This is a genomic window from Candidatus Magnetominusculus xianensis (assembly GCA_001541255.1).
GTDB lineage: Bacteria > Nitrospirota > Thermodesulfovibrionia > Thermodesulfovibrionales > Magnetobacteriaceae > Magnetominusculus > Magnetominusculus xianensis.
This window is the reverse complement of sequence record LNQR01000089.1, coordinates 24,130-34,945: the sequence shown is the minus strand read 5'-3', so window position 1 is coordinate 34,945 and position 10,816 is coordinate 24,130. Positions and strand designations below refer to the sequence as shown.

Below are 10,816 nucleotides of genomic sequence, written 5' to 3'. Positions count from 1 at the left end.
AGAAGCTTGTGAAATATCGTATGAGATATATTCTTACGGCAAAGGATAATGACCACAAACTCCTGGTAGAATGGGTCAGAGGCAATTAGGTGAGGTTAGCTCCTAACGGACACTAAGGGTGTTGTCCACGAATATGATTTGAACAGCTTTTCGTCAGGAACATCCGTTAGAGACAACTCCGGCGTGCGCCCTGTATTGGGGTTGAACTCACGCCGGAGATTTGCTGCCTTTATTTTGTCGGCCTATCTGATATAGGCCTCTGTGACGTATCTTCTCATCATCCTGTGGGTGTTGAAGTAGTAGGCGTTTTTGCCTATCGTGTTTTTCATTATGAATATCCACTTCTTCTTGTCGTTGTAGTAGGTTGGGATGATCACATTCTCCAGCTTATTGTAAAGATCATCGGCATCGATTTTATTCATACTCTCGTCTGGCTCTATCTCTGTCGGGGCAGGGCCGATTGACCAGCCTGTGTATCCTTCGATATGTCCTTCTATCCACCATCCGTCAAGTACGCTGAAATTCGGAACACCGTTGTGTGTTGATTTCATTCCACTTGTGCCGGAGGCTTCCAGTGGCCGCAGCGGGTTGTTCAACCACACATCTACACCTGTTGAGAGCATCAGGCCTATGTCCATTTTATAGTTCTTGATGAAGGCCAGCTTCAGCTTCCCCTTTAGTTCCCTGGCGTAGCTAAATATATTTTGAATGAGTTTCTTTCCGCCTTCGTCCTTTGGATGAGCCTTGCCGGCAAAGACAAACTGTACTCTGCCGCCCGCTATTTTCACCAGACGGTCGATGTCTGTAAACAACAGGTTTGCACGCTTGTAGGTTGCAAATCTTCTGGCAAAACCTATTGTAAGCGTGTTTACGTCCATGTCGGCATTGCAGTGGGTGTTTACATAGTTTATTAAATCAGTTTTAGCGTCCTGATGGGCATTCCAGATAGCCTCGTCAGGTACTGTCTCTACTCGCACAAATATTTCCGGCTCATTTGCCCAGCCCGGAATGTACTTGTCATACAGTCGCTTAAAATGCTCGTTTGTCCATGTATAGGAGTGGACGCCATTGGTGATGGCGTTGATTCTGTAGCCTGGGAACATGTTCTGAGATACCTCGCCGTGTTTTTTGGCCACACCGTTCACATAGTTGCTCAGATTCAGGGCAAGCAGCGTCATGTTTAGATGTTCGTCACCGGCAAGCCAGCGGATTACCTTCTCAGGGAAGTACTCGCCCAGTACCCTGTGGTATATATCATATGTAAATTTATCATGCCCCGCTTCAACTGGTGTATGTGTTGTGAAAACACATAACTCTTTTACGGAATCGAAATCCCAGATTAAAGACTCGTCCCACACGGACTCAATGTCCTTTTTGCGCTCATGCAGCAGCTCTAATGTCAGAAACGACGCGTGCCCCTCGTTCATGTGATATTTTTTAACGGTAAAGCCGAGTTCCTTAAGCATTCTCACGCCGGCTATCCCAAGTATAGACTCCTGCTTGATCCTGTATAAGTTATCGCCGCCGTAGAGATGATGTGTCAGTTCCCTGTCTTCAGCGCTGTTTTCTGGTATGTCTGTATCCAAAAAGAACACGGGCAGTGAGCCGCCTCTCAGACTTTCCACAATATATGTCCATGCCGCAACATAAACCGTGCGTCCCTCTAGCCTGATGCTGACCTTAGCCGGGGCCAGAGTCATATATCTTGCCGGGTCCCAGATTACGTCCTTTGACAGCTGATAGCCGGTCTCGTCGAAATCCTGCGTAAAATACCCCTTTCTGTGCATAAGGGTGACAGCGACAAACGGCAAATTCAGGTCGGCAGCCGATTTAATCGTATCTCCGGCTAAAATCCCAAGACCTCCGCTATAGGTGGGGATGTCGTCCTTCAATCCTATTTCCATAGAAAAATATGCGATCTTTGGTTCGTCCAGATACTTGCTCAAAAATGACATTGCTCCTCCTCAGAAGTATTTTATTATAGTAATCAGTATTTAGCACTATATAGCAATCTGAAATCATACTAAAATTGCTTAACAAATAACAAGTATCTGTCATGCACAGCCCAGGGCAACGTCAAAGTTATTTTATGAGTCGGGCATTAGGGGGTAGCGGGTGACGGAATGGGACGAGGGATGATGAACCCAGCATAAATAGTTGGCAAGAAGGTGATTTTGAAGGTTAAACGGAATGATTCGCATCTTCCATAATGAAGAACTTTTAGTGACTTATCTTATTCCATAAGGTAAGGGACAGATGATGTCATATCCCTGGATTTGTGAAGCCCTTAGGAAAGACATGGATCAAATGAAGAGAAAGTACAGAGTTCCGTATGGTAAGGGCAAAGCGACGATAGGTATTTTAAAACATGGGCTGTAATACGAAGTTCAGAAACGACCATTGTCGGTCTATGCCTGCTGTGGCAGGAGCTGTCTATGTCTGAGCTTATAATGGAGCGTATTACGGATAATCTAATGATTTTAGACGAGTCAAGAAGGAATAATGAGTCATGTCTGACTTTCCTTGATCGACTGCTTGAAGAGGAGGTTAATGCGAGCGTAGGGTAAGGACTTCTCTGAAGATAGCTGGATTGCCGTTTGAGAAGACAATAGACGAATATGATTTTAATTTTCACGAGAGCTTAGATAAGCGTATGGTGATGGAGTTGTTCTACCTTGAGTTTGTTGGGTGCGGGGAAGATGAGCACTCAAGCTCAGGAAAAAGCAACCGTGTTGTCAATAGGCAAATAAATCTAACATGCTGAATAGTCTTCGTTCCATGGTGTGTTATTTGTTACGATGACATTGATAATTGTTAAGAGCTTGCGCATACATGCATAATTGCAGATTTCTTCGATTTGCCAGCTCCGCATAGCCGACTATCCTTATATTGTGGAATTAAAATTCATCGCCGTTAGGGTACTCATGAACAGTACCGACCTTACATTGGCTCTTCCGCCATGGACAGTTCTTAAACCTGCCACTATCCCTGTTAAATGGCGCTACACCGGCTAATGCCGCTATCTCTCTGCGGTTAAGCTCTCCTAACTCTGGTAAAGACGATATTAAGGTCATAGACATTACCTCACCAACACCAGGTATACTTTGGATTAATTCATCTTTTTCTTTCATTAAAGGTGTCTCTTTCATCATCTTATCAATATCTTTGTTTATTTCTGGCTCTCTAACCAGGGTCTTTCATATTCTGAAGAATAACTTTATTAGAATTATGGAGGCGCTGTTTCTCAGATGACATTATTTCAACAATCTGCTTCCTTCCTATGGCCGATAGCACCTGAAGTTGCTCCTCCTTTAGAGGCCTTATCTCAGGTTTTACTGCTTCACCGAAAAGAGCAACTACTTTTGCATCTATTCAGTCTGTTTTAGCCAGTATCCCCTTAGAGTGTGCAAAATCCCTTTACGTGTAAATTAGTGGCTACTTATAGTTGCGTTTTGCTCTAACTCCTCTTCACATAGGGTTTTTAACAGCTTTTCGTCAGGAACATTCGTTGAAAACTACGAGATAATACTTGAGGAGTTGGAGGAATTAAAATGTATCCGGACATATGACGTGGCAAAGTCTTCAGGGGATGAAGCAATACCGTTCGAGCAGGCGATTAAGGATAATGAAGCGAACTCGCGATATTCCATTTAAAAATATCTTAAGATGTCCCAGATTTTTTTAAATACGGCAATTTACCTTTCTTAAGATAACCTTTATATTTCGGTATTTCTATCTCTACATCATCACGATCTTCTTTAGGTCTCAGGCAGGAATAATAGAATACATTGTCAAACAATTCAGCAGATATTTTTTATAATCTTCCATTTTATCATGTACGATACAATCGATTTCCTCGTTCTCTATATTATAAATAAAAGGTAAGTCAGCCGGTAAAACCTTCGTTACCTCTTTGTCTTTAAAATATTTCTTTACGACCTTTCCTAACATAACCATCAATTCACCTCTGAACTTGCGTAATTCTTCCCCAAACTCAGAAACTAATGCAAGCTTTGGTTTTATGGCTGTTATAAGCCTTGCAGTGCCAAGAAGCCCAAGATGGTTTGGATAGAAAACCTCTCCTTTCTCTTTTATATCCTTATATGATTTTGTCATCTCTTCAGACCTTATTGAACCGATATGGGCAACTAAAAGATTTATATCCTTTCCATCGATTGCTTTCTGATAAGATACATGTATTTCATCCTTGCTTGCATCAACACGGTCTTTACCAATTTTGGGGAAAAGCCCCGTATCTGATGTGAAAATAATGTTTTTCAGGCCATTTTTAGTATCAAATTTGAGGTGCAACCCTACGCCGTATTTCTTTGTTATCACCTCGTCGTGATATGTTGGTATCGCTGTCATAGTAATCCCATCGACGTCATATGTATTGCCCGCTGTTATTGGAAACACATCATTTATGTAATCGCAGTCTCTCAAATTCAGAACTCCAGAAAACTTCATAAAACTTCCGGTGTTCATGTATAAATCTATAGATTTATGTTTCAGGTGATTTTTATTATTATACTGATATATCAATGTCATTATTGATTCAAAGTCAATTGTGTGGTCATTATGAGCGTGGGTAAGAATGACATTGTCAATGTCAGTTACTCTTCCGCCTGCTTTGTAAAAATTCTCAATAAAGTTATATCCTGGGTCAATAACTGTCCCTTTTCCTTTATAGTAAATAAAATAACCACCGCCTATACTTCTCTCTTCATCGCCTGCAGGGATAATAGGGGTATAGGAGTTCCACTTTCTTAATGTTAACAGCATTGGAAAATCCTGTATAATACATGATTCAGAATAAATAAATTTATTATTATTTGCATTGAATTCATTCATTAGTGTTTCGAAATCAACTATTATAGGTTTAAAATCTTCCCTTACCTTTTCAATAAGTAACTCCAATTCACTCCCTTCAATTTTTTCAGCCTTTACCCCCTCGCTTTCTTCAATAGTTTTGACAACTCTATCAAAATCATACTTCAGTTCATCACATATATATCGTAATCTTTTAGTCGTATAATAATCACCAGCTGGCGCTTTTTTATAAGCTTCCTTAATTAATTCGAAGGCCTCATCAACCTTGCCCTGATTTGATAATAATACCCCCTTTTCCCTCAAGGCATTGTAATCATCGGGTTTTATCTTCAGGGCCTCATTAAAAAAACTAATAGCCTCTTCTTGGTTCCCCTGAATCGCTAAACATACCCCCAGGTTTTTGATAAGAAAAAAATCATCCCGCCTTGTTTCGATTGCCTTTCTGAAAGATTCTTCTTGTAATTTACGGTCTTTCTCTTTGTATCCAGCGATTTCTCCTTCAAAAAATAAACGGTACGCCTCGACATCCTTTGATTTCTCCAATGCTTCTTTTAATAATGCCTCACCTTCACTGTCCTTTCCTATCCCATAGAGGTCATCAATTTGATAACTTAACCGGCGAAGTTCTTCTATTTTTTCTTCAAGTTCCATTTAGCCTCCATTAATGACTTGCTTATATTTCATATTATTAAGTCTCTAACAACATACGGCATCATAATATATATATATTAATTGTCAATGTTTATTTTTATTATTTGGCGATTTATTTTTATTGTTTAGCGATGTTACATATAGGTAACATCTAATATGATTGACATCATTTCAATGCGCTTATAAATTACAGTGTTTTCAATAGGTTAGCTAATATAATCATTAGTAATAGCATGATGATGCTATAGATTGAGTGGGATATTATAGTAACAGAACGATTTTGACAAGGTGTTATGACGCTGTCTGCTGCTGGAAATGACAGAAAAAAGAAATTCGCTGTGCGTTTGCTATGCAGGACACTTCCCCACCCCTCCTTTTTTTTTGCGGTTTTACCTGGGGGTGGGGAGCTCGGCTTATGCTTGTTTTGACCTGTAGTCCTCTATGGCCTTTCTCAGGGCGTCTGCCCCAAGGTTTGAGCAGTGCATCTTCTGCGGCGGCATCCCGTCTAATGCGTCCGCCACTGATTCCTTTGTTATCGCAAGGGCCTCTGTCAGCGTCTTGCCTTTTGCCATCTCCGTTATCATGCTTGATACCGCTATAGCAGCCCCGCAGCCAAAGGTCTGAAACTTCGCCTCTGTTATCACATCGTTTTCTACCTTGATAAACAACTTCATAGCGTCGCCGCATGTCGGATTGCCTTCCATGCCTACGCCGTCTGCATCTGGTATTTCCCCTACGTTTCTTGGATTTGTGAAATGGTCCATTAGTTTTGCGCTATACATTTATGCACCCTCCTTGCTGCCGCCCTCTTCAGCCCCAAGAGCTCCCCAGCCCTCTTTGGCAAACGGCGACATGTCTCTTAGCCGCTTCACTATCTGTGGAAACTCCTCTACGCAGCAGTCAACTGCCTCTGTCGTATTCCCTATCCCAAGACTGAACACTATAGAGCCGTGCGCCATTGAGGTAGGCACTCCCATTGACACCAGCACCGGCGACGCCTTAAGCGCCTTCGACGTACACGCCGAACCACTGGCCGCATATATCCCCTTGGCAAGCAGCAACAACAGCATCCCCTCGCCCTCTATATACTCCACGACAAAGCTGGCCAGCCCCGGAAGCCTCTGCTGAGGATGCCCCGTTGGATGTACCTTTTCTATCTTTAATATCCCCTCAGTCAGCCTGTCCCTTAACTGCCGTACATGGGCCATACGAGCGGGAAGGTCTTCCGCTGCCAATTCAGCAGCCTTTCCCATGCCGACAATTGCCGGTACGTTTTCTGTCCCAGCGCGTCTGCCTCCTTCCTGTATGCCGCCGTATATGAGCGGCAGGATGCGCTGCCCCGTCTTTAGATACATTGCCGCCGCTCCCTTCGGGCCATAAAACTGGTGTGCTGACAGACTCAACGCATCTACCCCCAAGTCCTTTACATCTACGGGGATATTTCCCACCGTGGCCACCGCGTCCGTGTGAAAACCTATCTTGTGTTCCTTTGCGATGGCGGCTATCTCTTTAATCGGCTCAATGGTGCCAACCTCAGAGCTTGCGTGAATTATTGAAATCACCGTGGTCTCTTTCGTTATTGACTTTTTTACCGCATCAGGGTCTACCATCCCGTTGTTATCAACTGGCACATATGTAACAACAAAACCCTGTTTTTCGAGTGAACGGGCGGTGTTCATCACAGAATGATGCTCCGCCTTTGATATAATCAGATGCTTGCCGTCGCCTTGCCGCGCAAGGGCCATCCCCTTGATTGCAAAGTTATTGCTCTCTGCCCCGGACGAGGTAAATATTATCTCCGAGGGTTTAGCGTTTATCAGCTTTGCAACCTGCTCTCTGGCCGTGTCTATCGCCTGCTTTGCGTTCATTCCCAGGTCATACATGCTCATCGGATTGCCGTACTGCTCTTTGAAATACGGCACCATAGCGTCAAACACCTCCGGTAACATCGGATTTGACGCTATGTGGTCAAAGTATTTAACGCTCATTGTGTGTTCCCCCTTTTCTGATGTATATTTTATAGTAATCATCCTCTTCATCTATCCCAAGAAAGTCATTTCCAGTCTTTGTACACCATGCCGGAATGTCCTCAAGCGCGCCGTCATAATCGGTGAGCAGCTCAAGCACCTGACCATCTTCGAGTTCTTTCATGTGCTCCTCAAGTTTCAACAAGTGCATAGGGCACATCATATATACTATATCGCTTGTAACATCCGCCTTCACGTTTTCGACGAATTTCAGCGGCACACCGCCTCCTCAACAACCCCATGCTGCAAAACCGGGTTGAAATGCCTGCCTTCGAGAAGGTCCTGAAGGGTTATCGTAGTCAGGAAATCCTCTATTTGTCTTCCCAGCGCCTTCCACAGGTGTTGGATTACGCAGTGGTCAGCCTTAACGCACCCCCCTGTGTTTTCTTCCTGCGTTACACACGCGGTAATAGAAATCGGGCCTTCGAGTACCATTAGTATCTCCTCGATAGAGATTTCCTCCGGCGCTGCCTTAAGCATATAGCCTCCGCCCGGGCCTTTTACGCTTCGTATCAGGCCGGCCTTTCTGAGTTTTCCCAGTATCTGCTCTAAAAACGCTACAGATACGTCCTGTTTTTCTGATATAACCTTTATCGTCACCGGAGTTTCCGGGTAGCCGCGGGCTATCTCATACATGGCCCTTACACCGTACTGACATCTGGTCGATAGTCTCAACATGATTCTATTTTATAATAGTGTACTAATATTGTCAAGTATTATTTGCAGTGTTTTTTGACGTGTATATAGTTTAATAAATATTGTATATTAGTCCGGTGTAGATATTATAAGTAAGGAGGCTATACTTTGAGTAAGCCATTTTCGATAGGAGTGGATTTGGGCGGAACGAACCTTCGCGTGGCCGTTGTCTCAAGAGAGGGGGAAATAGTTGACAGGATAACGGTATCATCTACCGGCAACGTCATAGAGAGCCTGATAGGGGCGATAGAGCGGTTGTTTTCGGACAAGATTAACGGGATAGGGCTGGCCGTTGCTGGTCTTACAGATGGAAAAAAGATATTATCTTCCCCGAATCTGCCCATATTAAAAGAAATAGACTTTGTCGGTATGCTGCAAAGCAGGTTTAACACGCCGGTGTACTTGGGCAATGACGCCTCTGTGGCCGCACTTGGCGAGAGCATCTCAGGGGCGGGGAAGGATATGAATACGTTTGTGATGTTAACGCTGGGCACGGGCATTGGCGGCGGGGTCGTTTATAACCGGAGATTACTGAACATAGCGGGGGAGTTGGGGCATGTGATAGTTGAGCCGGGGGGCAGGCTCTGCGGCTGCGGAGGCAAGGGATGTCTTGAGGCGTATGCCTCTGCAAGGGCAATGTCCACTGTTGCTATGGAGGCAATTGAACTCAAAAGAGATACGATGATGACACAATACGGCAGCCGCGATATAATGCCAGCAGATATTTACAAATACGCGTTAGAAGGCGATCCACTGGCAATAGAAATCTTCAAGACCGCTGGGTTTTACTTAGGGATAGGCATAGCAAACTACATAAACATATTCGGCCCGGATGCGATAATCCTGATGGGGGGGCTGATAGGGGCATGGGATATATACGTAAAGAAGGCTATAAAGACAGCCGCAACGGCAGCATTTAAGGAGTTATACGCAAAAACGGCAATAATACCATCGAAGCTGGGCGGAGATGCCGGAATTATAGGTGCGGCAGAGCTGACGTACTGTTGAGCGTTAAATAGATAGGGCTTGTATAACCTTATCATCCTTCTGCAAGCTCAGAATGTCTGATACTAAGTTGCAGACAAATGTGTATAATGTTATAGAAACATCTTAACCGCCTCAAACGGTCGCGGTCCATAGTTTGCGACCATCATTGTTCTTGACAATAACTGCTTCAGCCGGTAAGATATGAGATATGAACAGACGAAAATTGCTTAAAGAAATCATTGGTAATTCTAAGAATATAAGATTCTCAGATATGGTAAATCTTGTTAGAGGTTTCGGTTTTGTGCTATCAAGAACTGAAGGCAGCCACCACATATTCGTCTGTCCTGATATTCCTGAACTCGTGAACCTTCAGAATGTCAAAGGCCAAGCAAAACCGTATCAAATACGCCAGTTCCTGAAACTGGTTGAAAAACATAACCTTAAACTGGAGGATGAGTAATGCGTGATTATCATATAAATATTTTCTATTCGGAGGATGACAACGGATACATCGCCGATATTCCCGACCTTGAGGCATGTTCCGCATTTGGCGAGACACCTGTTGAGGCATTGCATGAAGTTCAACAGGCCAAAAAACTATGGCTTGAGGCTGCACAGGCAGCGGGAAAGCCTATCCCATCGCCAGAATATAAGCCGATTATCTATCAGGCGGCGTCAGCTTGAACATGAAAGATAAGGATAATAGGTCAGCGCTCACTAAGGTGACGTGGCAGACAGCGCCGGGAAATCCTATTTTGAACGTGCGTGTCATATTAACGCCAGTACAGCGTTATCATTATGTCATTGCAAGACTTGACTCCATCCTTGCTTGATAGCACATGAAAACTAGACAGAAGAATCCTTTTTGTCTAGTTGCAAAAATACTTGATGTTGATTATAATGTATATAGTTCGCTGAGAATACTTATTCTCAGAATTAAAATCATGACTAGGTAGAAAATGGAATTAGAAGACGACTCAAGTGAAAGTGTAGCTCAACCCGATGGCCTAGATATAATAAACCTTCAGCGGTTATTACAAATTTCATCGTAGTGATGCTTGTGACTGGTTTTGAGGCATACTGTAAAAAGCGATTTATAGAGTTGGAAAATGAAGGGAAAATGGTAAATATTGATAAGCTCTTTTCAACTTGTAATATTGATAATGAAGAGGCTGAAACAATTAGAACAGAAGCTCGTGCTGAAGGTATTACACCGCTTAAAAAGCTTATCAAAAAAGGAAAAATTAACTTCCAAAGCTACGAAAGATGTAAAAAAGCTTACAATAAAGGTTATAACATAGTATTTGGTAACACCTTAAACGTAAGCAATATTTTATTGGAGCAGATTAAAACTAACATAATTTATAGACATAAAATAGTACATATTTCCCCTCTAAATCATATCGTAGATCATAATACAGTGCCTCCTGTGTTTGCTAATAAAGACTATGCCAGAAGAGCTATATCTGCGTTTGAAACGTTTATTGACAGTCTGAACAAAGCTACCTTAAAGTTACCTTAATTAATATTCGACATGGATAGACAACAAAGGCTATATTTATTTAGATATTTTCGTTAACCGTCACAATAGGCAAAATGTATCATTTTGTCTATGTTTACTCCGA

14 protein-coding genes are annotated in these 10,816 nt (G+C 42.9%); 7 read left to right on the top strand and 7 right to left on the bottom strand.

Annotated elements, in window-relative coordinates:
• Nucleotides 1-242: 242 nt before the first annotated feature.
• Nucleotides 243-1,955 carry an alpha-glucan family phosphorylase gene (gene glgP / locus ASN18_RS12675; protein WP_085053135.1) on the bottom strand — a complete coding sequence of 571 codons (1,713 nt, stop codon included), beginning with the start codon at nucleotides 1,953-1,955 and terminating at the stop codon, nucleotides 243-245.
• A gap of 480 nt (nucleotides 1,956-2,435) precedes the next feature.
• Here glgP and ASN18_RS17825 point away from each other — a divergent pair, with 480 nt between their 5' ends.
• Nucleotides 2,436-2,567 carry a hypothetical protein gene (locus ASN18_RS17825; protein ID WP_306688993.1) on the top strand — a complete coding sequence of 44 codons (132 nt, stop codon included), beginning with the start codon at nucleotides 2,436-2,438 and terminating at the stop codon, nucleotides 2,565-2,567.
• A gap of 23 nt (nucleotides 2,568-2,590) precedes the next feature.
• Complete coding sequence (locus tag ASN18_RS17820; protein ID WP_306688991.1) at nucleotides 2,591-2,764, top strand: hypothetical protein; 174 nt, start codon at nucleotides 2,591-2,593, stop codon at nucleotides 2,762-2,764.
• 133 nt (nucleotides 2,765-2,897) lie between these two features.
• Here the strand turns inward: ASN18_RS17820 and ASN18_RS12665 are convergent, their stop codons facing one another.
• The 6 genes from ASN18_RS12665 to ASN18_RS12640 all read right to left on the bottom strand — a co-directional run bounded on the left by ASN18_RS12665 (nucleotide 2,898) and on the right by ASN18_RS12640 (nucleotide 8,186).
• Nucleotides 2,898-3,152: a transposase gene (locus ASN18_RS12665; protein WP_085053131.1), complete on the bottom strand. Its 255-nt coding sequence runs from the start codon at nucleotides 3,150-3,152 to the stop codon at nucleotides 2,898-2,900.
• A 613-nt stretch (nucleotides 3,153-3,765) separates the two neighbouring features.
• Nucleotides 3,766-5,481 carry a tetratricopeptide repeat protein gene (locus ASN18_RS12660; RefSeq protein WP_085053130.1) on the bottom strand — a complete coding sequence of 572 codons (1,716 nt, stop codon included), beginning with the start codon at nucleotides 5,479-5,481 and terminating at the stop codon, nucleotides 3,766-3,768.
• A 413-nt stretch (nucleotides 5,482-5,894) separates the two neighbouring features.
• Nucleotides 5,895-6,263 carry a Fe-S cluster assembly scaffold protein NifU gene (nifU, locus tag ASN18_RS12655; RefSeq protein ID WP_085053128.1) on the bottom strand — a complete coding sequence of 123 codons (369 nt, stop codon included), beginning with the start codon at nucleotides 6,261-6,263 and terminating at the stop codon, nucleotides 5,895-5,897.
• A complete protein-coding gene (locus ASN18_RS12650; protein ID WP_085053127.1) occupies nucleotides 6,264-7,469 on the bottom strand; it encodes a cysteine desulfurase family protein in 1,206 nt (401 codons plus the stop codon).
• Complete coding sequence (locus tag ASN18_RS12645) at nucleotides 7,459-7,728, bottom strand: sulfurtransferase TusA family protein (RefSeq protein WP_085053126.1); 270 nt, start codon at nucleotides 7,726-7,728, stop codon at nucleotides 7,459-7,461. Before ASN18_RS12645 ends, ASN18_RS12650 begins: the two co-directional genes overlap by 11 nt.
• Nucleotides 7,719-8,186, bottom strand: a complete 468-nt coding sequence (locus tag ASN18_RS12640; protein ID WP_085053124.1) for an RrF2 family transcriptional regulator — start codon at nucleotides 8,184-8,186, stop codon at nucleotides 7,719-7,721. The genes ASN18_RS12645 and ASN18_RS12640 overlap by 10 nt, the downstream gene beginning before the upstream one ends.
• 126 nt (nucleotides 8,187-8,312) lie before the next feature.
• On the opposite strand from ASN18_RS12640, the gene ASN18_RS12635 reads away from it, so the two are divergent.
• The 5 genes from ASN18_RS12635 (at nucleotide 8,313) to ASN18_RS12620 (ending at nucleotide 10,713) form a co-directional block, all read left to right on the top strand.
• Nucleotides 8,313-9,212 (top strand): ROK family protein, encoded by a 900-nt coding sequence (locus ASN18_RS12635; protein WP_085053123.1) that lies wholly within the window; start codon nucleotides 8,313-8,315, stop codon nucleotides 9,210-9,212.
• Between the two features lie 187 nt (nucleotides 9,213-9,399).
• A complete protein-coding gene (locus ASN18_RS12630; protein ID WP_085053121.1) occupies nucleotides 9,400-9,651 on the top strand; it encodes a type II toxin-antitoxin system HicA family toxin in 252 nt (83 codons plus the stop codon).
• On the top strand, nucleotides 9,651-9,875 hold the full coding sequence (locus ASN18_RS12625) for a type II toxin-antitoxin system HicB family antitoxin (protein ID WP_085053119.1): 225 nt from the start codon (nucleotides 9,651-9,653) through the stop codon (nucleotides 9,873-9,875). Before ASN18_RS12630 ends, ASN18_RS12625 begins: the two co-directional genes overlap by 1 nt.
• 2 nt (nucleotides 9,876-9,877) lie before the next feature.
• Nucleotides 9,878-10,024: a hypothetical protein gene (locus ASN18_RS17255; RefSeq protein ID WP_157072980.1), complete on the top strand. Its 147-nt coding sequence runs from the start codon at nucleotides 9,878-9,880 to the stop codon at nucleotides 10,022-10,024.
• 227 nt (nucleotides 10,025-10,251) lie between these two features.
• The gene (locus ASN18_RS12620; RefSeq protein ID WP_157072979.1) at nucleotides 10,252-10,713 is read left to right on the top strand and encodes a hypothetical protein; all 462 of its coding nucleotides are present in this window, start codon (nucleotides 10,252-10,254) and stop codon (nucleotides 10,711-10,713) included.
• The last annotated feature ends 103 nt before the right edge of the window (nucleotides 10,714-10,816 follow it).